Origin of the sequence: Pseudomonas fluorescens, assembly GCF_902498065.1 — a bacterium.
GTDB classification, from domain to species: domain Bacteria; phylum Pseudomonadota; class Gammaproteobacteria; order Pseudomonadales; family Pseudomonadaceae; genus Aquipseudomonas; species Aquipseudomonas fluorescens_BJ.
The window spans coordinates 317,348-339,077 of the sequence record NZ_CABVIR010000001.1 but is presented as its reverse complement, the minus strand read 5'-3'; the positions used below and the strand labels follow the sequence as shown (position 1 = coordinate 339,077).

22 protein-coding genes are annotated in these 21,730 nt (G+C 58.9%); 11 read left to right on the top strand and 11 right to left on the bottom strand.

The features are described 5' to 3' along the window. Nucleotides 1-54: 54 nt before the first annotated feature. Nucleotides 55-705 carry a GNAT family N-acetyltransferase gene (locus F8N43_RS01690; RefSeq protein WP_150631107.1) on the bottom strand — a complete coding sequence of 217 codons (651 nt, stop codon included), beginning with the start codon at nucleotides 703-705 and terminating at the stop codon, nucleotides 55-57. 317 nt (nucleotides 706-1,022) lie between these two features. Between F8N43_RS01690 and xthA the strand changes: the two genes are divergently transcribed. Next, nucleotides 1,023-1,835, top strand: coding sequence for an exodeoxyribonuclease III (gene xthA / locus F8N43_RS01685; RefSeq protein WP_150631106.1), 813 nt, complete (start codon nucleotides 1,023-1,025; stop codon nucleotides 1,833-1,835). A 194-nt stretch (nucleotides 1,836-2,029) separates the two neighbouring features. Then, nucleotides 2,030-3,370, top strand: a complete 1,341-nt coding sequence (locus F8N43_RS01680; protein WP_150638714.1) for a substrate-binding domain-containing protein — start codon at nucleotides 2,030-2,032, stop codon at nucleotides 3,368-3,370. 146 nt (nucleotides 3,371-3,516) lie between these two features. Here the strand turns inward: F8N43_RS01680 and F8N43_RS01675 are convergent, their stop codons facing one another. Together F8N43_RS01675 and F8N43_RS01670 are read right to left on the bottom strand one after the other, a co-directional pair. After that, nucleotides 3,517-4,035: an ankyrin repeat domain-containing protein gene (locus tag F8N43_RS01675; RefSeq protein WP_150631104.1), complete on the bottom strand. Its 519-nt coding sequence runs from the start codon at nucleotides 4,033-4,035 to the stop codon at nucleotides 3,517-3,519. A gap of 96 nt (nucleotides 4,036-4,131) precedes the next feature. Beyond that, complete coding sequence (locus tag F8N43_RS01670) at nucleotides 4,132-5,970, bottom strand: long-chain-acyl-CoA synthetase (RefSeq protein WP_150631103.1); 1,839 nt, start codon at nucleotides 5,968-5,970, stop codon at nucleotides 4,132-4,134. 332 nt (nucleotides 5,971-6,302) lie between these two features. Here F8N43_RS01670 and F8N43_RS01665 point away from each other — a divergent pair, with 332 nt between their 5' ends. Beyond that, entirely contained in the window at nucleotides 6,303-6,581 is a 279-nt protein-coding gene (locus tag F8N43_RS01665; protein ID WP_150631102.1) for a DUF3509 domain-containing protein, read from the top strand. Between the two features lie 128 nt (nucleotides 6,582-6,709). On the opposite strand, the gene mtnC is transcribed toward F8N43_RS01665, so the two are convergent. Genes mtnC through aroC form a run of 5 tightly spaced genes read right to left on the bottom strand, consistent with a single transcriptional unit; the run spans nucleotide 6,710 to nucleotide 10,844 of the window. Next, on the bottom strand, nucleotides 6,710-7,393 hold the full coding sequence (gene mtnC / locus F8N43_RS01660; RefSeq protein WP_150653090.1) for an acireductone synthase: 684 nt from the start codon (nucleotides 7,391-7,393) through the stop codon (nucleotides 6,710-6,712). A 4-nt stretch (nucleotides 7,394-7,397) separates the two neighbouring features. Further along, nucleotides 7,398-7,943: a 1,2-dihydroxy-3-keto-5-methylthiopentene dioxygenase gene (locus F8N43_RS01655; RefSeq protein WP_150631100.1), complete on the bottom strand. Its 546-nt coding sequence runs from the start codon at nucleotides 7,941-7,943 to the stop codon at nucleotides 7,398-7,400. Nucleotides 7,944-7,955: 12 nt separating this feature from the next. After that, a complete protein-coding gene (locus F8N43_RS01650; protein ID WP_150653089.1) occupies nucleotides 7,956-8,576 on the bottom strand; it encodes a methylthioribulose 1-phosphate dehydratase in 621 nt (206 codons plus the stop codon). Further along, complete coding sequence (locus F8N43_RS01645) at nucleotides 8,573-9,718, bottom strand: MFS transporter (protein ID WP_150653088.1); 1,146 nt, start codon at nucleotides 9,716-9,718, stop codon at nucleotides 8,573-8,575. The genes F8N43_RS01650 and F8N43_RS01645 overlap by 4 nt, the downstream gene beginning before the upstream one ends. 34 nt (nucleotides 9,719-9,752) lie before the next feature. Then, complete coding sequence (aroC, locus tag F8N43_RS01640) at nucleotides 9,753-10,844, bottom strand: chorismate synthase (RefSeq protein WP_150631097.1); 1,092 nt, start codon at nucleotides 10,842-10,844, stop codon at nucleotides 9,753-9,755. Nucleotides 10,845-10,927: 83 nt separating this feature from the next. Here aroC and F8N43_RS01635 point away from each other — a divergent pair, with 83 nt between their 5' ends. Further along, the gene (locus F8N43_RS01635; RefSeq protein WP_150631096.1) at nucleotides 10,928-11,926 is read left to right on the top strand and encodes an alpha/beta hydrolase; all 999 of its coding nucleotides are present in this window, start codon (nucleotides 10,928-10,930) and stop codon (nucleotides 11,924-11,926) included. A 98-nt stretch (nucleotides 11,927-12,024) separates the two neighbouring features. Beyond that, nucleotides 12,025-12,816, top strand: a complete 792-nt coding sequence (locus F8N43_RS01630) for a hypothetical protein (RefSeq protein ID WP_150638720.1) — start codon at nucleotides 12,025-12,027, stop codon at nucleotides 12,814-12,816. A gap of 125 nt (nucleotides 12,817-12,941) precedes the next feature. Here the strand turns inward: F8N43_RS01630 and prmB are convergent, their stop codons facing one another. Further along, on the bottom strand, nucleotides 12,942-13,850 hold the full coding sequence (gene prmB / locus F8N43_RS01625) for a 50S ribosomal protein L3 N(5)-glutamine methyltransferase (protein WP_150631094.1): 909 nt from the start codon (nucleotides 13,848-13,850) through the stop codon (nucleotides 12,942-12,944). A gap of 238 nt (nucleotides 13,851-14,088) precedes the next feature. Between prmB and F8N43_RS01620 the strand changes: the two genes are divergently transcribed. The 3 genes from F8N43_RS01620 to F8N43_RS01610 all read left to right on the top strand — a co-directional run bounded on the left by F8N43_RS01620 (nucleotide 14,089) and on the right by F8N43_RS01610 (nucleotide 15,776). Further along, nucleotides 14,089-14,679: a cysteine hydrolase family protein gene (locus F8N43_RS01620; RefSeq protein ID WP_150631093.1), complete on the top strand. Its 591-nt coding sequence runs from the start codon at nucleotides 14,089-14,091 to the stop codon at nucleotides 14,677-14,679. 131 nt (nucleotides 14,680-14,810) lie between these two features. Beyond that, the gene (locus F8N43_RS01615; RefSeq protein ID WP_017339763.1) at nucleotides 14,811-15,131 is read left to right on the top strand and encodes a hypothetical protein; all 321 of its coding nucleotides are present in this window, start codon (nucleotides 14,811-14,813) and stop codon (nucleotides 15,129-15,131) included. A gap of 87 nt (nucleotides 15,132-15,218) precedes the next feature. Then, on the top strand, nucleotides 15,219-15,776 hold the full coding sequence (locus F8N43_RS01610; RefSeq protein ID WP_008146127.1) for a Smr/MutS family protein: 558 nt from the start codon (nucleotides 15,219-15,221) through the stop codon (nucleotides 15,774-15,776). 36 nt (nucleotides 15,777-15,812) lie between these two features. Here the strand turns inward: F8N43_RS01610 and F8N43_RS01605 are convergent, their stop codons facing one another. Beyond that, nucleotides 15,813-18,395 carry an EAL domain-containing protein gene (locus F8N43_RS01605; RefSeq protein WP_150638734.1) on the bottom strand — a complete coding sequence of 861 codons (2,583 nt, stop codon included), beginning with the start codon at nucleotides 18,393-18,395 and terminating at the stop codon, nucleotides 15,813-15,815. Between the two features lie 443 nt (nucleotides 18,396-18,838). Here F8N43_RS01605 and folE point away from each other — a divergent pair, with 443 nt between their 5' ends. Together folE and F8N43_RS01590 are read left to right on the top strand one after the other, a co-directional pair. Further along, nucleotides 18,839-19,384 (top strand): GTP cyclohydrolase I FolE, encoded by a 546-nt coding sequence (folE, locus tag F8N43_RS01595; RefSeq protein ID WP_010456659.1) that lies wholly within the window; start codon nucleotides 18,839-18,841, stop codon nucleotides 19,382-19,384. A 100-nt stretch (nucleotides 19,385-19,484) separates the two neighbouring features. Beyond that, entirely contained in the window at nucleotides 19,485-19,856 is a 372-nt protein-coding gene (locus tag F8N43_RS01590) for a glutathione S-transferase N-terminal domain-containing protein (protein WP_150631091.1), read from the top strand. 86 nt (nucleotides 19,857-19,942) lie between these two features. Here the strand turns inward: F8N43_RS01590 and F8N43_RS01585 are convergent, their stop codons facing one another. Further along, nucleotides 19,943-21,109 carry a PLP-dependent aminotransferase family protein gene (locus tag F8N43_RS01585; protein WP_150631090.1) on the bottom strand — a complete coding sequence of 389 codons (1,167 nt, stop codon included), beginning with the start codon at nucleotides 21,107-21,109 and terminating at the stop codon, nucleotides 19,943-19,945. Between the two features lie 81 nt (nucleotides 21,110-21,190). Between F8N43_RS01585 and F8N43_RS01580 the strand changes: the two genes are divergently transcribed. Further along, nucleotides 21,191-21,637, top strand: a complete 447-nt coding sequence (locus F8N43_RS01580) for a MarR family winged helix-turn-helix transcriptional regulator (RefSeq protein WP_150631089.1) — start codon at nucleotides 21,191-21,193, stop codon at nucleotides 21,635-21,637. Nucleotides 21,638-21,730 lie beyond the last annotated feature (93 nt).

The window sequence follows — 21,730 nt, the reverse complement described above, 5'->3', positions numbered from 1 at the left end:
TATCACGAGCTTGGGAGCGTGATAGAGCCTCGCGCACCGCGAAAGTTCTACCGTTTATGCCGAGGCGGTTTGCAGCACCTGCGGGTTGGCGTGAAAAAACACGTGCTCGCGGATCGGTCCTACCGCCACTTCACCGATTTCCTCATAGCCCTGACGTTTATAGAACTCCAGATAACGCGGATTCCCGGTGTCGAGAACTACCCCCTGGGAATGCTCATCTACCGCGCACCAGTTATGGACTGCCTGCAGCAGTTGTTCGCCGAAGTGCTTGCCCTGGAATTGTGGATGAATCCCCAACAACGGCAGCAAGTGCACCGAGTCGGACGGCACGCAGGCCATGACCGCATCGTGGTATTCGAGGTAGCGGCGCGTGCAGCGAAACCCCGTGCTGAGCACCATCCGCAGGCGCCAGGCCCAGCTTTCGGTGATGCCGAGGCGACGTTGTGGCGGTGCGATCAGGGCAATGCCGATCAAACGGTCGTTGACCAGCAGGCCAATGGCCGGCAAATCCTGAAGAAAGTGCTGTTTGACCAGTTCGCGCACGGTGGCGCGGACCCGCTGTTCATAACCGGGGCGCTCGGCTTCGAAGAGGTAGCCGAAGGTCGGTTCGTGGCGGTAGGCCTGGTACAACAGGGAACGGGCTTCGCGGGAATAGCCGCTGTCGAGCATGTGGATATCGGCGATGGCGGTCGAGGTTTCGGGCATAACGGTTGATCTCCCCGGGACAGCTCAAATGGCTGTGCTCTTGTTGTTACGAGTTTGTCTGCGCCCATACAGTTCCTTGTTGATCCGGAATGAGTATTGGGGCCTAAGCCGTCTTCGCGAGCAGGCTCGCTCCCACAAAGGTATAGACCAGTCGCGATAACTTCGGCGTGACACCGATCAATGTGGGAGCGAGCCTGCTCGCGAAGAGGCCTTCAACGTCGACACAAGGCTTGCTGACACACGCGAATCGTCTCACCCCAGACTGGCCCGATTCCCACAGGTCAGCTAGCATCGCCCTTTTGCCAGGACTGCCGACCATGAAGATCGTCTCCTTCAACATCAACGGGCTGCGCGCTCGCCCCCATCAGCTGGCGGCGCTGATCGAAAAGCATCAACCCGACGTGATCGGCTTGCAGGAAACCAAAGTCCATGACGACCAGTTCCCGCTGGCCGAAGTCCAGGCCTTGGGCTATCACGTGTATTTCCATGGGCAAAAGGGTCACTACGGCGTTGCCCTGCTCTCGCGCAAGGAACCGCTGGAACTGCACAAAGGTTTCGTCACCGATGAAGAAGATGCGCAGCGTCGCTTTATCTGGGGCACCTTCGCCGACGCCAATGGCGTGCCGGTGACCATCATGAACGGCTATTTCCCACAGGGTGAAAGCCGCGACCATCCGACCAAGTTCCCGGCCAAAGAGCGTTTCTACAACGATCTGCAGCACTTGCTGGAAAGCCAGTTCCAAAACGAACAGCCGCTGGTGGTAATGGGCGACGTGAATATTTCCCCGGAAGACTGCGACATCGGTATCGGCCCGGACAACATGAAACGCTGGCTGAAAACCGGCAAATGCAGCTTCCTGCCGGAAGAACGCGAGTGGATGGCGCGCTTGAAGAACTGGGGTCTGGTGGACAGTTTTCGCCACCTGAACCCGGACGTGGCCGACCGCTTCAGTTGGTTCGACTATCGCAGCCGTGGCTTTGAGGATGAACCCAAGCGCGGACTGCGGATTGACGTGATCATGGCGTCCCACGGCTTGTTGCCGCGGGTGAAGGATGCGGGCGTGGATTACGAACTCCGCGGAATGGAAAAGCCTTCGGATCACGCGCCGATCTGGCTTGAGTTGAGCTGATCCCCTCAACATCGACACAAATCAACTGTGGGAGCGAGCTTGCTCGCGATAGCGCACCGTCAGTCAATATCAATGTTGAATGCCAGTCCCTCATCGCGAGCAAGCTCGCTCCTACAATGTTGATAACTGTCATCTTTCGGAAATCTTACTGACTTATTCTCCCGGCACTTACTTTGTTCTTTAAAGGTGCCAGCATGACGCTGCGCGTTTTCTTCCTGTTAATGCTGTGCGCCGGGCTGCCCATCAGCGCGTCGGCCGGTGATTTGCCGACGCCCAAACAGGGGCCGGTGCTGCGCATTCAGGGCTCCAACACCATTGGCGCGGCATTGGGCCCGGCGCTGGTCGAGGGTTTGATGCGCGAGCAAGGCTTGCTCAAGGTCCGCAGCGAAGCGCCAGACACGGCCAACGAACTGCGCGTAGTCGGCGAAACCGCGCAGGGTCGCCGGGTCGAAGTGGACATCGCGGCCCACGGCTCCAGCACCGGCTTCACGGCCCTGAAAAATGCCACCGCGGACCTTGCCGCCTCTTCGCGCCCGATCAAAGACAGCGAACTGCTGGCCCTGCAATCCCTCGGCGATCTGAAAAGCCCCGGCGCCGAGCAGGTCATCGCCATTGATGGCCTGGCAATCATCCTTCATCCGCAAAACCCGCTGAATCAACTCAACACCGAGCAACTGGCGCGCATCTTCAGCGGCGAAGCCCGCACCTGGGAAGCGCTCGGCGGCCACGGCGGAGCGATTCATCTGTACGCGCGGGATGACCAATCGGGCACCTACGACACCTTCAAGGAAGTCGTCCTCAGTCGTCGTGGGAAAACGCTGAACAGTGCGGCGAAACGCTTCGAATCCAGCGAGCAATTGTCCGACGCGGTCAGCCTCGACCCGCAAGGCATTGGTTTTATCGGCCTGCCCTACGTGCGCCAGGCCAAAGCCGTGGCGATTGTCGATGGTCAATCCCAGGCCATGCCGCCGCTTAACAGCCTGATCGCCACGGAAGACTATCCGCTGTCACGACGGCTGTTCTTTTACCTGCCGCCCAACGGCAAAAATCCCTGGGCCGAAGCGTTGGTGGCGTTCGCGCAAAGCAGCAACGGCCAGGCCATTGTCGCGGCTAACGGGTTTATTGCTCAGACCGTCCAGGCCATGGCGGTCACACCGAATGCGTTGATGCCCGAGGGTTATCAGGCGCTCAGCCGCCACGCCCAGCGCCTCACCGTGAATTTCCGCTTCGAAGAAGGCAGCGCGACCCTGGACAACAAGGCCCGACAGGACCTGACGCGGGTGCTCGATTACCTCCAGCAGAACCAGAAAACCAACCGGCAGGTAACGCTGGTGGGGTTTGGCGATGCCAAGAGCGATCCGGCACGGGCCGACCTGCTGTCGAAACTGCGGGCCATGGCGGTGCGGCGGGAGCTGGTGAAACGCGGCGTGGTATTTCGCGAGATTCGTGGTTTTGGCGCCGAGATGCCGGTGGCGGCCAATAGTGCGGATGAGGGGCGGATCAAGAATCGGCGGGTTGAGGTTTGGGTTTATTGAAGTAAAGCGAGGGACCTTGGCGGCCGGGTTTATGTACATATCCGTTACCGCAGGAACGGATATGTACGCCATCAAAACCAGGCGTCTGTCACAAAGCCATCGCGAGCAGGCTTGCTCCTTCAGGGGTTCCGGGGTCAGACGTCCAGTCAGCCGAGCAGTTTCTCCAATTGTGCAGTGGTATCCACCGCACCCAACGTTTTCGCGGCATCCAGCGCAGACACCCCGTTGGCATCCTTGGCCTTCGGATCGGCCCCTTTGCTGATCAGGTAATCAACGATTTCCACGCGGTTGAACATCGCCGCCATCATCAACGCGGTGCGGCCGTCGAACGACGCCCCTTCCACCAGCGCACCACCGTCAACCAACGCCTTGACCACCGCCAGGTCGCCCTTGAACGCCGCGCCGGCAATCGGGCTCTGGCCGTTGTCGTTGCGGATTTCCGGATCGGCCTTGTGCTCGAGCAAGACTTTTACCGTCTCGACGTGGCCGTGATAAGCCGCCAGCATCAACAAGGTGTCGCCCTTGTGGTTGCGCAGGTTAGGCGGCAGACCTTTGGTCAACAGCGCAGCCATCATGGCCGCATCGCCCTCGCGCGCCTTGTTGAAAACCTGTTCGGCAAATTCGGCGGCTTCTTCGGGGGTCATCTGGCGGCTTTGATCGGACATTGGGGACTCCACTTACAGTTATTCGCAAAGCCGACAGTTTCCCGAGCGGCCCCGACACTGTCACTTGTTTTTTCTCAAGGCACGCCATAGCCACATTCAATAACGGTACTTGCCAGCGTGAATTTCCGTCAGCAACTGCTCGGTGACCTGCACGTAAGTCTCGGTCCCCGGCAGCCACGCGTAGATCGGATCATCGCCGGTTTTGCCAGGGTCGAAGGCTTCATCCTTGAGCCGGGTCTTCTGGTATTTGAAGGTGCCAGTGGTCTCCATCTTCACTTTCACCCGCAGGAACAGCGGCACCGCATACGCCGGCATTTGCTCGCGGGCGAAGGCCAGCAGCTCGCTGAAATCCAGGGTCGCCAGGGACTCGGCCGGTGTGATCGCCGCCATCCCGGCACGCCCGTTGGTGTTGCGGACCTCCACGCCATAAGCCACGGCTTCGGAAATGTTCGGGTGTTGCAGCAGGATGTTTTCGACCTCGGTGGTCGAGACGTTTTCGCCCTTCCAGCGGTAGGTGTCACCCAGGCGATCGACGAATTGCGCATGACCAAAACCGATGTTGCGCAGCAAGTCACCGGTGTTGAAGTAACGGTCACCCTTCTCGAACACGTCGTGCAGCACGACTTTTTCAGTCTTCTGCGGATCGGTGTAGCCATCCAGCGGCGCCTTGTCGTCGATCTTCGCCAGCAACAGCCCTTGCTCGCCCTTGGCAACCTTGCGCATGAAGCCATTGGCCTCACGCGTCGGCGCACCACTGTCGTGGTCATAGGCTGCCAGCTCCCAGGACATCAGGGAAAAACCGACAGTGTTGTTGAAGTTGAGGATGTTGGTGAAACCGATGTTGCCGTCGCTGGCCGCGTACAACTCGCAGATGTGATTCACGCCAAAGCGCGTCTTGAATTCGTGCCATGCGCCAGGGCGCAGGCCGTTGCCGATCATCTTCGTCACGCCGTGCTTGTTATCGTCGGCGCTGATCGGTTGATCCACCAGGTAGCGGCACAATTCGCCGACGTAACCGAGGGTGGTCGCGCGGTATTGGCGCACGTCGCTCCAGAACTGGCTCGCGCTGAACTTGCGGCGGATGGCAAACCCCGAGGCACCGCTGATGGCCGAGCCCCAGCACACGCAGAGTCCGGTGGCGTGATACAGCGGCAAGGTGCAATAGACGATGTCTTCGGGGCGCATGTCCAGCGCAATCAAACCGAAGCTCGCGGAACTGCGCATCCAGCGTCCATGCTTGAACACCCCGGCCTTGGGCAGCCCGGTGGTGCCCGAGGTGTAGATGTAGAAACACGGGTCGTCGAGAAAAACCTGCTGACTGCTGACCGGGTTGTCGCTGGGGCTGTCGGCAATCGCGCTCATCAGGTTGATGAAACCGTGGGGTGCAACGCCCGGTTGGCGATAGGTGTCCTGGTCGGCGACGAACCAGATGCGCGCGGCGTCGATCGAAACCCGCTCGCGCACCGCCGCAAATGCCGGCACCAATTCTTCACCGACAATGATCGCTGCCGGCGCCACCAGGTTCAGGCTGTGGGCCAGCGTATCGCGGGTTTGAGAGGTGTTGAGCAAGGCACTGATCGCGCCGACCTTGGCCACCGCCAGGATCGTCACCAACAGTTCCGGGCGATTCTCTATGAACACCGCGACCACGTCGCCCTTGCCGATGCCTTGGGCGATCAGGTGATGGGCGATGCGATTGGCCCATTGATTGACTTCGGAGTACGTGAGCACCACCGCGCCCTGCAGCAACGCCGGGCCCGCTGGATTGCGCAACGTCGCTTGTTCGAAAGTCCAGCCCAGGCCACACGGTTGGGTCGGGTCCTTGACGTTGGCGGCTTTCATGCCTTTCACCACCCGGGGGATGGCTCTGGCAATGGATGGCAGCTTGCGGAGCATCATGCCCCAAGTAATCGTGTCGTTCGTCGTGTGGCTCATGGGTGCTCCCGTTCGATCTTTTTATTGTCGGGCGACGGTGATTGAGCCCGAAAATACGTCAACGGTTCTTGAGCTGTACACGCGGTTTTTGAAATGTTTTGTATCCGCGTCGAAACACGATCCCCGAGGGGGTCAATGGTTCCATCGAATCGTCTTTAATCTCGCAAAATGCAGGATGCACGATGGCCATTCATGCAGATTGCACGAAAGCAAAAAATCGGTAGAAAATTAACTTATTGATTTATAACGATTTTTAAAAAAACAGGTGCTGGCACAATCACTGCAACTACCTCTGCATGCTTGCCATTCAAGAGCTTACGGAGCTGATAGACATGAACCTGATCCAAGAAAAATTTTCTTCCCTGTTCTCCAACTTCGAAGTCACCACCCAGGCACGTCCCGACGGTGGCATTCTGCTCACCTTGCGCAGCAGTGAAGGCAGAGTGTTCAAGCGCTCGGTTTCCTACCAGCAGTTGCATGCGGGCGATCAGCTGTCTTGGGTGATCAGTGCGATCCGCCGCGACCTGGCTGAACAGGCCAGCGAATTGCCGCAGATCTCCATGCTGCAAAGCCAACAGCGCTTTGCACTGCCGACGTATCACTCGGCATAAACATTCCAGCACTGTAAACAAACAGGCCGTGAGCGCTTTCGCTTCACGGCCTGAGTTGTTTTTGAAGCGGCACCCCATCCCCTGTAGGAGCGAGCCTGGTCGCTCCCACAGGGGATGTGTTTAGGCAGTTAGAACGTGGAAGGATCGATCCGGGCGAAGCTGTCGACGGTCACGTGTCCTGCCAACTCCCCGCCTTCTCGAGCCAACCCACAGGTCACCATGCCGGCCATGCGCGCCGCGTCCAGTTCCTCGACGATGTCCGACAGGAACAGAATCTGCGCCGCCTCAAGGCCGATGGCCTGGGTGATGCGCTGGTACGACTGCGCTTCACGCTTGGGCCCTGACGTGGTGTCGAAATAGCCGCTGAACAACGGCGACAAATCCCCCGCCTCGGAGCAGCCGAAGATCAGCTTCTGCGCCTGAATCGAACCCGAGGAATAAACAAACAGTTTGAAACCTTGCTGATGCCAGCGTTTGAGCGCTTCAACGGCGTCCGGGTACACGTGACCTTTCAACTGCCCGGCCTGATAGCCCTGCTCCCAGACCATGCCTTGTAACGCCTTGAGCGGCGTGGCTTTGCGGTCTTCGGCGATCCAGCCCAGGAGAATCTCGATAACGCGCTCGACGTTCGCGTCCGGCTCCTGATTGTCCCGGCGCACGGCGTCCAGCTGCTCCGCCACATCAGCGCGCGCGGCGTGCTGGCGAACGAAGTCCGGCAGGTGTTTGGCGGCGTAAGGAAACAGCACGTCGAACACAAAACTCACCGCGCTGGTGGTGCCTTCGATGTCGGTGAGAATCGCTTTGATCGGCATCGACTCAGTCCTCAAGACGCGGGAAGCGGCTGGCGATGTCTTCCCCGGTGAAATTGGCCACCCAGCCTTCCGGGTTGTTGAACAGCCGGATCGCGACGAAGTGCGGATGCTCACCCATGTCGAACCAGTGCGGCGTGCCGGCCGGCACCGAGATCAGGTCGTTCTTCTCGCACAGCACGGCGTACACGTAATCGTCGATGTGCAGGGTAAACAAGCCACGACCGGCGACGAAAAATCGTACTTCGTCTTCGCCATGACGGTGCTCGTCGAGGAACTTGGCGCGCAACTCGGCTTTTTGCGGGTGATCGCTGTTCAGGCTGATCACATCGACGGTGATGTAACCGCGTTCGGTCATCAGCCTGTCGATTTGTTCCTGATACGCGGCGATCACTTCTTCCTGACTGGCGCCAGGCTGGATTTTCGCCGCCGCTTGCCAGCGGTCGAAGCGCACACCTTGCTCGGCCAGGGTCGAGGCGATGTCTTCGAAATGGGTCAGCACCTTGTTCGGAATGTCAGGGCTTGAGACGTGGTAGACGGACAGGCTGCTCATCAGGGCAACTCCTTAACGGTTCAGGATCGAGCGCGTCTTCAACTCGCACTCGAACAAAAATTCAAAGGCCTCGATCTGCCGCAACGCATCACTCATGCGGGCACCCCAGGTGTAGAGGCCGTGGCCGCGAATCAGATAACCGACACAATCGGGATGGGCGTCCAGCCAAGGCTGCACCTTGGCGGCGAGACGCGCAATGTCCTGATCGTTGTCGAAAATCGGCACGCGCACCCGGGATTCGTGGGTCGAAACGCCGCTGAACGCCTTTTGCAATTCGTAGTCTTCGAACTCGATGAAGCCTTCCGGCGTGAGGCGCGACAGCACCGTGGCGTTCACCGAGTGGGTGTGCAGCACCGCGCCGATCTCCGCCCGCCAAGTATAGAGCTGGGTGTGCAGCAAGGTTTCGGCGGACGGTTTTTTACCCGGTTCCAGACTGTTGCCCGACAGATCAGTGGCCAGCACATCGTCGACGCCCAACTGGCCTTTGTGCTTGCCAGACACGGTCAGCAAGGCTTCGCTCGGCGACAGTCGGGTTGAATAGTTGCTGCTGGTGGCCGGCGACCAGCCGCGACCATACAGAAAACGCCCGGCGTCGATGATTTCCTGGGCGAGGTGTTCACGGGTAAGGCTCATGGCCGGTCCTCTTGCATTCGTGTGGCAATGATAACGGCAGCGGCGAAGGCTGCCAGACTGGCAATACTAAAGGTGAACGAGGCCCCGAGGGCATTCCAACTGTAACCGGAGTACAACGCGCCCAGTGCGCCGCCGGTGCCGGCCAGTGCGGCGTACAACGCCTGGCCCTGCCCTTGCTGACGCGCGCCGAAGCTACGTTGCACGAACTGGATGGCAGCCGCGTGAAAGCTGCCGAATGTCGCCGCATGCAACACCTGGGCAAACAGCAGCACCGACAAGAATTCAGCGAACGAACCCAACAGCAACCAACGCAGCGCCGCCAGCAGAAAACTCGCCAGCAGCACCCTGCGTACGGAGAAGCGCGCAAGAATCTTGCTCATGGCCAGAAACATCAACACTTCGGCCACTACGCCGACCGCCCAGAGCAGGCCGATCAAGCCACGGCTATAACCCAATCGCTCAAGGTGCAAGGTCAGAAAGGTGTAATACGGGCCGTGACTCATCTGCATCAGCGCCACGCACGCGTAAAACGCCAACACGCCGGGGCTGCGCAATTGCTTGAGAAACCCGTCTGCCGCCGGTCTTTCGCTCTGGACCGGTTGCGCGTTCGGCACCCACAGGCTGCTGACCACGATGCCGGCCATGATCAGCACCAGCGCCACCGGGTAAATGTCGAGGCTGAGCCATTCGAACAACCGCCCCAACGCAACCACGGTGATGATGAAACCGATGGAGCCCCACAAGCGGATCTGGCTGTAACGGGATGTCTGCCCCTTCAGATGCGCGAGGGTGATGACTTCAAATTGTGGCAACACCGCGTGCCAGAAAAACGCATGCAACGCCATGACCATCGCCAGCCAGGCGTAGGTTTTGCTGACGAAAATCAGCGAGAACGTCAGCAACGTGCAGACCGAACCGAAACGCACGATGGCCAGGCGCCGACCGGTGTAATCGCCCAGCCAGCCCCAGATGTTCGGCGCGACGCAACGCATCAGCATCGGGATGGCCACCAGCTCGCCGATGCGCGCGGCGGAAAACCCCAGGTGATCGAAGTACAGCGCCAGGAACGGCGCCGTCGAACCGAGCAAGGCGAAATAGAACAGATAGAAACTGGAGAGCCGCCAGTACGGAAGCGCCGCCACTGTGATCAGACTGCAGCGGCTATCAGGTCAGCCATTAAAGCTGACCCAGCACCGGCGTGCTCACGTGCACATTGGCGTTCTGCCCGCGATGACGCAGCAGGTGATCCATCAGCACGATGGCCATCATCGCCTCGGCAATCGGCGTGGCGCGAATGCCGACGCACGGGTCATGGCGGCCCTTGGTGATGACATCCACCGGGTTGCCATGGATGTCGATGGAGCGGCCCGGCGTGGTGATGCTCGAGGTCGGCTTCAACGCCAGGTGCGCGACGATCGGCTGACCCGACGAAATGCCGCCAAGAATGCCGCCGGCGTTGTTGCTGAGGAACCCTTGCGGGGTCATTTCATCGCGGTGCTCGGTGCCACGCTGGGCGACGCTGGCGAAACCGGCGCCGATTTCCACGCCTTTGACCGCGTTGATGCTCATCAGCGCATGGGCCAGCTCGGCGTCGAGACGGTCGAAGATGGGCTCGCCGAGCCCTGGCATCACGCCTTCAGCGACCACGGTGATCTTCGCGCCGACCGAATCCTGGTCGCGGCGCAACTGATCCATATAGGCTTCCAGTTCTGGCACCTTGTCTGGATCAGGGCAGAAAAACGCGTTCTCCTCCACCGAATCCCAGGTCTTGAACGGGATTTCGATAGGGCCGAGCTGGCTCATGTAACCGCGAATGACGATGCCCTGGGTGGCCAGGTATTTCTTGGCAATCGCACCCGCCGCCACGCGCATGGCGGTTTCCCGCGCCGAGCTGCGACCGCCGCCGCGGTAATCGCGTTCGCCGTATTTGTGGTGATAGGTGTAGTCGGCGTGGGCCGGGCGGAACAGGTCCTTGATCGCCGAGTAGTCCTTGGACTTCTGGTCGGTGTTGCGGATCAACAGGCCGATCGAGCAACCGGTGGTGCGGCCTTCGAAAATGCCGGAGAGGATTTCGACTTCGTCGGCTTCCTGGCGCTGGGTGGTGTGGCGGCTGGTGCCGGGTTTGCGGCGATCGAGGTCGCGCTGCAAATCCTCCAGGGAAATCTCCAGCCCCGGCGGGCAGCCGTCGACAATGGCGACCAACGCCGGACCATGGCTTTCGCCCGCGGTGGTGACAGTGAACAGCTTGCCGTAGGTATTGCCGGACATGCAGGACGCTCCGTGAAATGAACCTGAATACGTAATGCGCGCCAGTATACGCAGGCTACCCAACTAGTTCATCCTCGAACCTTATGGGTGCCCGCGAGTCCAACCGGCATCTTGTTCATGATGGCGTGATGATGCTGCGAGTTTTAGCCTTGAGCCTTACCTTGTTTACCGGCTTTGTACAGGCCACCGTCCTGCAACGTCCGATCACACTGGATACCGGCACCGGGGAGCTTTTCGGCTCGTTGTTGCTGCCGAAATCCGACAAACCCGTGCCGGTTGTCCTGATCATTTCCGGCTCCGGTCCTACGGACCGTGACGGCAATAACCCCGACGGTGGACGCAACGACAGTCTCAAGCGCCTCGCCTGGGTGCTGGCCAAACACAACATCGCCAGCGTGCGTTACGACAAACGCGGCGTGGCGGCGAGCCTCGCGGCGACCCCGGACGAACGCAATCTGTCGGTAGAGGCCTATGTGGCCGACGCCGAAGCGTGGGGCCGCAAGCTCAAAAGCGATCCGCGTTTCGGGCAACTGATTCTGCTGGGCCACAGCGAAGGCGCGTTGATCGCCAGCCTCGCGGCGCCGAGCGTCGATGCCACGGCAGTGATTTCCATGTCTGGCAGCGCCCGGCCGATCGATCAGGTCCTGCGCCAACAGTTGAGCAATCGCCTGCCACCGCCGTTGATGCTGCGCAGCAATGAACTGCTCGACAGCCTCAAGGCCGGGAAAACCGATGACAACGTGCCGCCGCAACTTCAGGTGATATTCCGCCCGAGCGTGCAGCCGTACCTGATTTCGCTGTTCCGCCAGGACCCGGCGGCCGCGTTCGGCAAATTGAAGATGCCGGCGCTGATCATTCAGGGCAGCAACGACATCCAGGTCGGTGTAGGCGACGCCAGGTTGCTGCAAGCCGCCAAACCCGACGCCGAACTGGCGCTGATCGAAGGCATGAACCACGTCATGCGCATCGTGCCCAACGACGTCAAGCGGCAATTGGCCTCTTATAAAGATCCGCAATTGCCGCTGGCAGCCGAGCTGGGCACGCGAATACTCGGATTTATTGACGGACTTCGCCCCAGTTAAGCTCTTTTGCCCTCCAGTCCTGAAAAAAACGGCCGATAAGCCTTTGTCGCCAGCGTTATGACTGGCGGCAAGCTGAGCTTGGACAGGATCTCGCCGTTATGACTGATACCCCGACTTCACCCGACACCACCGCTGAAAAAGACGCACCGCCAGTGGTCGAGCTGCCGTGGGCGGACGTCCACGTCGAGCACCATAAGATGCTCCGCCTGGCGCCGTTGCAGACTGACCGCAACACTGGCGGACGGCCACTGCGCTTTGTCGAATTCGGTTACGCCGAACGCAACGACAAGAAACACAGCCTGTTGCGCATGACGATCTCCTTGCCCGGCCAGCGCGTGCGCAAGGAACAGAATCATCTTGATGTGTGGGTCGATCACGCCACCAAACGTGTGCGTTTCGGGCCTGACAGCGGTTTGCAGATCGAACCGATGAACCGTGGCATCGGGCGCTACATGGCAGCCCAAGGCATTACCTGGGCGAAAAAGCGCTGGCCCGGCTACACCGTCGACGGCACCGACCTGAACAACAAGGACGCGCTGAACGAAGACACACGCCTGCGCCGCGATCACTTTCTGAAGGCGCATGGGTTTGAAGTGGTGTATGCCGATGCCCAGCATTTGAAGGGCAGCGTCAAAGAGGTTCAAGTCGGCGATTTGTTGGCGGACTGGAACACCGAGAAGCTGCAGCAGGTGGAAATTCTCGAGGCTGCGCAGATGCTGCAACAGGCCGAGCAGAACCTGGCCGAGCAGGAAGTGAAACTGAAGAAGCACGAAGAAAAGGTCAGCAAGTACAAGCGTGAAGACGCAGGGCTGCGTTTTACCATCACGTGTCTTGTGGCGTTTGCGGTGTTTCAGGCGGGGTTGTTGATCTGGATTGCGACGCACCGGTAAAGATCTGAGACCGCGGCGCGACCATCGCGGGCAAGCCCGCTCCCACAGGTTTTGCGCCGTACCTCAATGATGCGGCACACATAAAACCTGTGGGAGCGTGGCTTGCCCGCGAAGGCTTTTTAAAGTCAGACGCGGGAAGCGAACAACGCCTGATGCTCGCGGCACTGCTCCGCCGTCAACATGAATACCCCATGCCCGCCGCGCTCGAAATCGAGCCAGGCGAAGTCAACTTCCGGGTACAACGCGTCAACGTGAACCTGGCTGTTGCCCACTTCGACAATCAGCAAACCCTTCTCGGTCAAATGATCCGCCGCTTCGGCGAGCATCCGTCGTACCAGGTTCAAGCCATCGTCGCCACAGGCCAGGCCCAGCTCGGGTTCATGCTGATATTCCTGTGGCATGTCGGCGAAATCTTCCGCATCGACGTAAGGCGGGTTCGACACGATCAGGTCGAAACGCTGACCCGGCAAGCCATCGAAACCATCGCCCTGCACGGTGTAAACCCGCTCATCGACGCCATGACGCTCGATATTCTGGTTGGCCACCTCCAGCGCTTCGAACGACAGATCCGCCAGCACCACTTCGGCGTTCTGGAACTCATAGGCGCAGGCGATGCCGATGCAACCGGAACCGGTGCACAGGTCGAGAATCCGCGCAGGTTCGGCGCCCAGCCAGGGCTCGAAGTGCTTTTCGATCAGCTCGCCGATCGGTGAACGCGGGATCAATACACGTTCATCGACAATGAACGACATGCCGCAGAACCACGCTTCACCCAACAGGTAAGCGGTCGGAATGCGCTCTTCGATGCGCCGCTTGAGCAAACGCTGCAACTTGACCAGCTCATCGTCTTCCAGATTGCAGTCGAGGTAGCTGTCCGCAATTTCCCACGGCAAGTGCAAGGCACCCAACACCAATTGACGGGCTTCGTCCCAGGCGTTGTCGGTCCCATGGCCGAAAAACAGATCCTCCCCATGGAAGCGGCTGACGGCCCAACGGATATGGTCACGCAGGGTACGAAGTCGGGAAGTGATCACGGGGTAAACTCCAAAAAAAACGACTGGCGATTCTAACAGCCAAAACGCGCCACGACGACGCAGGAAAAACACCGCCCCCGATGTAGGACAGATCCATTTTTATCGCTGGCTATTGAACAAAACGAAGATCTTGACAAGGCTGCGAGCCAGTAACGACGGCGCTTACGATGGTAGCGATTCACAGAAGCGCTCAGCCAGAGGACAATGTCGCAAAAGCCCCACCCGAAGGAGCCCCAGAATGTCCGTTCCAAAAACGATGTTTCAACTCAGCGGCCGCGGTTATGCCGCCGCCAATCTGAGCCATGCGACCCTTGTCATCATCGATGCCCAGAAGGAATACCTCAGCGGCCCCCTGGCCCTGGTCGGCATGGAGGCTGCCGTCGCGAACATCAAGCAACTGGTGAGCGCTGCCCGCGCAGCCGGTCGGCCCATCGTCCATGTGCGTCACCTCGGCACCGTCGGCGGGCTGTTCGACCCGCAAGGCGAACGCGGTGAATTCATCCCGGGTCTGGAACCACAGAGCGACGAAACCATCATCGGTAAATTGCTGCCGAGTGCGTTTCACGGTACCGAACTGCTTGAGCGCCTGCAGAATCTCGGCTCTTTGGACCTGATCGTCTGCGGTTTCATGAGTCATTCCAGCGTCAGCACCACCGTGCGCGCCGCGAAAAACCTGGGCTTTCGGTGCACCCTCGTTGAAGACGCCTGTGCAACGCGCGATTTGCCCTACAAGGGTGGTGTGTTGAGCGCCGACCACGTTCAACAGACCGAAATGGCGATCATGGCGGACAACTTCGCCACGCTCGCCCTGACCCATGATCTGATCTGATCGACGCTTGATGAGCGGTTCATGGCGCCGCTCATCCGCAAAAGCCTCTCATTAGCTGTAAATGTCATAGCCTCAGGAACATCCCGGTCAACTCCCGGTCGAAGGGCCGATACCCATTGAGGAAGGTCGGAATGAAGTTATCCGATGGTTTTGACGCACGCCGCTTGCGGCCCAAAGGCCAAAGCAACTGGCGTTTTCGATTCGGCGCAGCCTTCGCTGCCTTGCTGGCAACGTGCGGTGTGTTGCTGGCGATGGCCGGCGCCGCCAGTCTGCTGGGCCGCCCTCCGGCGCTCGGCGAACTGAATGCCAGCCCGCTGGGCTCGGCAATCATTCTGGCGGTCGGCCTGTTTCTGCTCTACCTGGGCGTATGGCTGTGGCGTCGTTGCCGTCGCCGTGCACGCCAGTCGCGCGAACTGAACATGTCCCCGCATCTGATGAAAAAACACGACTGAATTGAAGGCCTGACGTTTTGCCGGGCCCCAATTGTTATCGATCGTGTCTCGACTTGGGTAAACTGGCCGCCCTTCGCGGAGGCTGATATGCAAGACGACGATTTTTCCCTGTTCAAAAGCGCGATCCAAGGCGTCAAGCCGATCAAGCACGACCGCGCCGAAACCGGCAAACCCAAGGCTGACCGCGCGCAAATCGCCAAACTGCGTCAGGCCGCCACCGTGCGCACCGATGCCACCACCGTTGATGGCCTGTCCGATCAGTTCGTGATCGATGTCGGCCCGGAAGACGAGTTGATGTGGGCGCGTGACGGCGTGCAGGAAAGCCAGATGCGCAAGCTCAAGATCGGCCAGATCCCCTTCGAAGGCAGCCTCGACCTGCACGGCATGAGCGTGGAAAAGGCCCGGGAAACCCTCTGGGCGTTCCTGGCGGAAGCGACCAAATTCGAAATTCGCTGCGTGCGCGTCACCCACGGCAAAGCCGTACGGCTGGACGGCAAGCGGCCAATGATCAAAAGCCACGTCAACACCTGGCTGCGCCAGCATTCACAGGTACTTGGTTTCACCTCGTGCCAGGCGAAACATGGCGGCGCGGGAGCGGTTTATGTGATGCTCAAACGCACCATGATGGAGGGTCGCGACGAGTAAAATATCAAGCTTGTCGCCCCCTAACAGCAAGTAGCCTCAGGCGTCGCTTTTAGTGGCCGTTGCTGCTTTAAGCCCCACCAAAGCATTGAACGCTTCAGTATCAAGCGGCCGGCTCAGGAAATAACCCTGACCTTCATCGCACGACACCGCTTTCAGCATTTTGAGGTGTTCCACCGATTCAATGCCTTCTGCCGTGACGGTGAGTGCAAGGGCGTGGCCCAAGCCGACGATAGCCTGGATGATGGCCTTGTCATCTTCGCTATCCGCCAGCCGGTTCAAAAAACTGCGGTCAATTTTCAGGCCATCGAAAGGGAATGTGCGCAGGTAGCTCAGCGAAGAGTATCCCGTACCGAAGTCGTCCATGGAGATACGCACGCCGAGGCGTTTCAGCGAGTGCATGACCTCAAGAGCGCCTGCAGCATCTTCGAGCATGACACCCTCTGTTACCTCCAGCTCTACTCGAGCCGGATCGATGCCACAGTCGTGAAGTGTTTTCTGAACGCGCGCTGCCAAATTTCCTTGCTTGAATTCGGTAGGTGAAAGGTTAACTGAAACGAACAGACTTTCCGGCCACCGAGCGGCGTACCTGCAGGCGGTCTCTAGCACCCAGTTGCTCAACGAAAGAATCAGCCCGCTTTCTTCAGCGATGGAGATAAACGTGTCGGGCGGTATCAATCCACGCTCCGGATGTTGCCACCGTACCAATGCTTCGGCCCCCACCATATGACCATCAGCGATGCGATAGCGTGGTTGGAAATGCAGTCGCAGCTCTCCGTGCTTGATCGCGAAACGCAGGTCGCTTTCCAAACGACGGCGCTCAATTATTTTGGCGTTCATGTCGCCCGCATAAAAACGCCAGGTATTACGCCCCCCTGCCTTGGCCTCGTACAAGGCAATATCCGCATAGCGAAGCAGCTCGGTAGCTTCGCAAGCATCATTGGGCGCCATTGCGATACCAATACTGGCGCTGACGAATACCTCCTGCTCATCGATCTCAATAGGCCGCTCAACGGAATCGATCAGACGTCGGCACAGCACCTCGACTTCCTCTTGGGAGCTCAGATCGGTGAGGATCAGTACAAACTCATCACCGCCGATTCGGGCGACAAGATCCCCATGGCGAACGCAGTCAGCCAGACGGCTGGACACTTCATTGAGTACCAGGTCTCCTGCCGCATGCCCCAACAGATCATTCACCGGTTTAAAGCGATCAAGGTCCAGGCTGAGCATGACCAGAGGTTGTTCTACGGTAGGTAAAGCCTTGAGCTTTCCGTCGAGAAACTCTTGGAGTCGGCTTCTGTTCGGCAGCCCCGTGAGGGCATCATGCTGTGAGAGAAATTCAATTTTGCGACGAGCTTCGACTTCTTCGGTGACATCGGTTGCAGTGCCTCGAAACCCGCCCCCGGTCATTCCTCGCGCAGATAGACGGGTGATTCGCTCCTGCCCCTTCGTATCGATGTAGCGGCACTGGACGCTGATGTCCGGGCGACGATTTGGAATGCTCAGCCATTGAGATAACGTGCCTAATTCGGTGTGCAGCAAATCATCCATCCGTGCACCAATCCAAGTGTCCCTAAAGAGCCCTGTAACACCCTCGAAGCGTTCGGACAAATAGATGAAGCGCCAGTCAGCGCCTATTTCCCATACCCAGTCCGAGCTGGCTTCAACGACATCGCGAAAGCGCGCTTCACTGGTGGCGAGCGCGGCCTGACTGCTTTGCAACGACGCATAACTGCAGTCAAGTAGCCGCGCGCCAGCAGTGGTGCGACGCAAGATGACCCAGGTCATCAGGCAAACCAAAAGTGCAGCAACGCCGATCAATGGCAACCCGAGCCCCAATAACCGCAGACCGGGCGTGGACGGACTCCAATGCAAACGGCCGGCATTACCGTTCTCGCCCAATGGAAGGATGGAGGTTCCACCCTCGTCGGAAGTGGCGACGTGCAGACCGGCTACCCCGTAGTCCTTGCCAATCATTTCGAGTTTGGCGCGGTCAAGAACGTCAACGAAAACCAATACCGAGGGCGCTCTGTCATCAGCCACTACGGTCGGGTCGGTTCCCGGCGTGATTGCGGCTGCCGCGACCAACGCAGGGACGCCTCCAAAATCGACGAAGGTTGTTGTTGGCGCTTCTGTTTCCGCTCCTGCGCGGGCTTTATCAAGAATCGCGGTAATGGACTGTTTGAGCCATTCAGTAACTTCAACGGATTTCAGCTCACCGTTGATCACAGCGTAAACCGTGCGATTGACGTCGTTGACGACAAACACACCCGCAATCCCGAAGTCCGTGTAAAGCGTTGTTCCCATGTTTTGCCTTACATAGGCCCAGTCGGGGTCTACCTCAACATGCAGATGCTTGTAAGTGTCCCCCCAAAACGCGTAGTCCTTGACGGTCGATCGAAGAGACTTCTCCAGCGACTCCATGGCCTTCTTCGCATAAAAGGCACTTTCGACTTCCTCTGCCCGGTCTAAATCATGCGCAAGATAAACAAGTGAATAGCCGGCCAGTAAAAAAACACCTGCCAGGAGGCCCACAAACTTGAACAGAGAGGCGCGCGCCAGTGCCACGCTTGAGCGATCGATCGGGGAGCGGGGGCTTGAGAGAAAATCGTTCTGCATACATTCCCGCTGGTCATTGAGACATTTCGATTGAATGACAGGCTATCGGCTGCAACAAATAAATTGTTAATACCTCTTGCCCCTCCAGACTGGCGCTCTTCTCCTAATACAGGCTGATGTTCTGAGGATTTCGCGATAGGTGCTATCGAGGATTGTCGGCAAGCACTTTCAGGTCGTACTGACCGATTTGGGGATTCGTGCCCACCGGCAATACAACTGCCGGCACACATACGCTACCATGTGCCTCATGTCGGGTATGAACCCCGCGTTTATTGCCACTCAGCTCGGTCATGGCGTTCAGACATTGCTATCGACCTACGCCCGAAGGATAAATTCCGGCACCGACAGGTGTGAGTTCGGGACGCTTGAAATAAGCTTGATTGGCGCACAATTGGTACGGAAATAAACAGTACCGCTCTGAAACCCTTATGGAATCAGCCCCTGTGACACTGGAACAGAATTACACCGCGATTCTCGGCCAATTGGGCGAGGACGTGTCCCGCGAGGGCCTGCTCGACACGCCAAAGCGTGCCGCCAAAGCCATGCAGTACCTCTGCCGCGGTTACGAACAGACACTCGAAGAAGTCACCAACGGTGCCTTGTTCAGCTCCGACAACAGCGAAATGGTGCTGGTGAAAGACATCGAGCTGTACTCGTTGTGCGAACACCACTTGTTGCCGTTTATCGGCAAGGCCCATGTCGCCTACATTCCGAGCGGCAAAGTGCTGGGCTTGTCGAAAGTCGCGCGGATCGTCGATATGTACGCCCGCCGCCTGCAGATCCAGGAAAACCTCAGCCGCCAGATCGCTGATGCGGTCCAGCAGGTCACCGGCGCCCTGGGCGTTGCGGTGGTGATCGAGGCCAAGCACATGTGCATGATGATGCGCGGTGTCGAGAAGCAGAATTCGTCGATGATCACCTCGGTGATGCTGGGTGAGTTCCGCGAAAACGCGGCTACCCGCAGCGAGTTTCTCAGCCTGATCAAGTAATTCGTAGCACAAAGAAAACCGGCATTCATCGCCGGTTTTTTTTCGCCTGTGAAAATCAGGTAAGCTGCGCGCCTTCCGTTCGCCCTGTGAGACTTATTCCGTGTTCGTAAAAGCGCTTCGTGTCGGCCTCGGCCAACTGATCATTTTCATCGACTTCATCACCCGTCCCGGCAAAAAGCAGCGCCCCGCTGCTGCTCAGGCCCAGATAGAAACGGCCGCCAAAAGCCTGACCCTGTATCAGTTCCACGCCTGCCCGTTCTGCGTGAAAACCCGCCGCACCTTGCGCCGCCTGAATGTGCCGGTGGCGTTGCGTGATGCAAAGAACAATGAGCAGGATCGTCAGGTGCTGCTGGAGCAAGGCGGTAAGATCAAGGTGCCGTGCCTGCGAATTGAAGAGAATGGCCAGACCACCTGGATGTATGAATCCAAGGTGATCATTGATTATCTGGATAAGCGATTTGCTGCGGCCTGAGGTTTTGGCGGCGTCCTTTCGGACACCACAAAACCCAGACCAAATAAACCGGCCCTCGAGCCGGTTTATTTGTTTCTACCCTCCCCTCAAGCCGCTTTCGCCGCCTGCGCCTGACGCACCACCGCCGCCAACCGCTTGAGCCCTTCATCCAACCGCGCCGGATCGATGTGGCTGAAGTTCAGCCGCAAATGCCCATGATGATTGTCCGGCTCCGGAAAAAACGGCTCACCCGGCATGAACGCCACATCCGCCGCGAGCGCAGCCTTGAGCAACGTGCGCGTATCCAGCGGTTGCTTCAATGTCAGCCAGAAAAACAACCCGCCCTGCGGCACGTTCCAATCGGCCAGATCAGAGAAATGGGTTTCCAGCGCCGACTGAAACGCATCCCGCCGCACCCGGTAAAAATCCCGCAACTCACTCAGGTGTTGCTGGAATTTCTCGGTGCCGATCCATTGCAGCGCCTGCCACTGGCCAACGCGATTGGTGTGCAAGTCGGCGGATTGCTTGAGCTTCAGCAAGTGCGGAAACAGGTCCGGACTGGCAATCAGGTAACCGACTCGCAAACCCGGCAACAGGGTTTTCGACACGGTGCCGGTGTAGATCCAACTGGCTTTTTTCAAGCGACTGACAATCGGCGTCGCGCTGCCGCCGTCGAATGTCAGTTCACGGTAGGGTTCGTCTTCGATCAGGGTGACGCCGAACTCATCCAGCAACGCGGCGACCGCATCGCGCTTGGCCTCGCTGTAGCGCACGGCCGATGGGTTCTGGAACGTCGGGATGAGGTAGATGAACGCAGGTTTGTGTTTTTCCAGACGCGTGCGTAGCTCATGCAGATCCGGGCCATCAGCCTCCAGCGGCACGGTGATGCAATCTGCACCGAATAGCTGAAAGATCTGCAACGCCGCCAGGTACGTCGGCGCTTCGAGCAGGATTTCGGTGCCTTTGTCGAGGTAGAGCTTCGCTGCCAGATCGAGGGTTTGCTGGGAACCGCTGACCACCAGCACCTGGCTCGCCTCACACGGCACACCCAATGCCCGCGCCTGCGCCGCCAACGCTTCACGCAGCGCTGGCTCGCCTTCGCTCATGCCGTATTGCCCCATGGACAGCGGCATGCCGGCCCATTCGACTTTTGGCAACATGGCTTCGGCCGGCAGGCCGCCGGCGAACGACATCACTTCCGGCCGTTGGGCCGCAGCAAGGATTTCACGGATCAGAGAACTTTTAAGGCGCGAGACACGTTCGGAAAAAGCCATGGGGTCACCGGTAGCGAGGCCTGAGGAAAATGAGTCAAACTGGTTGACCGAAATTACGACAACCCGAACGGATACGTCAACATGCTTGACCTTAAAAATCCCGCCTCCCAACAGCAGGCCATGGAAGCGTTCTTCTTCGGCTACCAAGCGTTTACCGCCAAGGCCGACGAAATGCTCGAGCGTCGCGGCTTGAGCCGGGTGCATCAACGCATCGTGTTTTTCATCGCCCGTTACCCGAACCTGAGCGTCAAGGAGTTGCTGACATTGCTCGGTGTGAGCAAGCAGGCACTGAACATTCCGCTGCGCCAGTTGGTGGAAATGCATTTGGTGAACAGCGTTGCGTCCGAGACTGACAAGCGTAAACGGCTGCTGGAACTGACCGTGGACGGTGCGCGGTTTGAACAGTCATTGCGGCGTGAACAGGTGAAATTGCTGGAGCGGGTGTTTGCCGAGGCTGGGGAGGTGGCGGTGAATGGGTGGTTGGCGGTGAATCTGGCTCTTGGGAAAAGCCGGACTGTTGTTGATTGACTGTTCTGGCCCCCATCGCCAGCAGGCTGGCTCCCACAGTGACCGGTGCCGTGCACAAAACCTGTGGGAGCCAGCCTGCTGGCGATGGGGGCC

Bases quoted from the DNA above. Each gene is read 5' to 3' on its own strand.
- F8N43_RS01690 (WP_150631107.1), bottom strand. From the start codon at position 705: ATGCCCGAAACCTCGACCGCCATCGCCGATATCCACATGCTCGACAGC.
- xthA (WP_150631106.1), top strand. From the start codon at position 1,023: ATGAAGATCGTCTCCTTCAACATCAACGGGCTGCGCGCTCGCCCCCAT.
- F8N43_RS01680 (WP_150638714.1), top strand. From the start codon at position 2,030: ATGACGCTGCGCGTTTTCTTCCTGTTAATGCTGTGCGCCGGGCTGCCC.
- F8N43_RS01675 (WP_150631104.1), bottom strand. From the start codon at position 4,035: ATGTCCGATCAAAGCCGCCAGATGACCCCCGAAGAAGCCGCCGAATTT.
- F8N43_RS01670 (WP_150631103.1), bottom strand. From the start codon at position 5,970: ATGAGCCACACGACGAACGACACGATTACTTGGGGCATGATGCTCCGC.
- F8N43_RS01665 (WP_150631102.1), top strand. From the start codon at position 6,303: ATGAACCTGATCCAAGAAAAATTTTCTTCCCTGTTCTCCAACTTCGAA.
- mtnC (WP_150653090.1), bottom strand. From the start codon at position 7,393: ATGCCGATCAAAGCGATTCTCACCGACATCGAAGGCACCACCAGCGCG.
- F8N43_RS01655 (WP_150631100.1), bottom strand. From the start codon at position 7,943: ATGAGCAGCCTGTCCGTCTACCACGTCTCAAGCCCTGACATTCCGAAC.
- F8N43_RS01650 (WP_150653089.1), bottom strand. From the start codon at position 8,576: ATGAGCCTTACCCGTGAACACCTCGCCCAGGAAATCATCGACGCCGGG.
- aroC (WP_150631097.1), bottom strand. From the start codon at position 10,844: ATGTCCGGCAATACCTACGGCAAGCTGTTCACTGTCACCACCGCGGGC.
- F8N43_RS01635 (WP_150631096.1), top strand. From the start codon at position 10,928: ATGGGTGCCCGCGAGTCCAACCGGCATCTTGTTCATGATGGCGTGATG.
- F8N43_RS01630 (WP_150638720.1), top strand. From the start codon at position 12,025: ATGACTGATACCCCGACTTCACCCGACACCACCGCTGAAAAAGACGCA.
- F8N43_RS01620 (WP_150631093.1), top strand. From the start codon at position 14,089: ATGTCCGTTCCAAAAACGATGTTTCAACTCAGCGGCCGCGGTTATGCC.
- F8N43_RS01615 (WP_017339763.1), top strand. From the start codon at position 14,811: ATGAAGTTATCCGATGGTTTTGACGCACGCCGCTTGCGGCCCAAAGGC.
- F8N43_RS01610 (WP_008146127.1), top strand. From the start codon at position 15,219: ATGCAAGACGACGATTTTTCCCTGTTCAAAAGCGCGATCCAAGGCGTC.
- F8N43_RS01605 (WP_150638734.1), bottom strand. From the start codon at position 18,395: ATGCAGAACGATTTTCTCTCAAGCCCCCGCTCCCCGATCGATCGCTCA.
- F8N43_RS01585 (WP_150631090.1), bottom strand. From the start codon at position 21,109: ATGGCTTTTTCCGAACGTGTCTCGCGCCTTAAAAGTTCTCTGATCCGT.
- F8N43_RS01580 (WP_150631089.1), top strand. From the start codon at position 21,191: ATGCTTGACCTTAAAAATCCCGCCTCCCAACAGCAGGCCATGGAAGCG.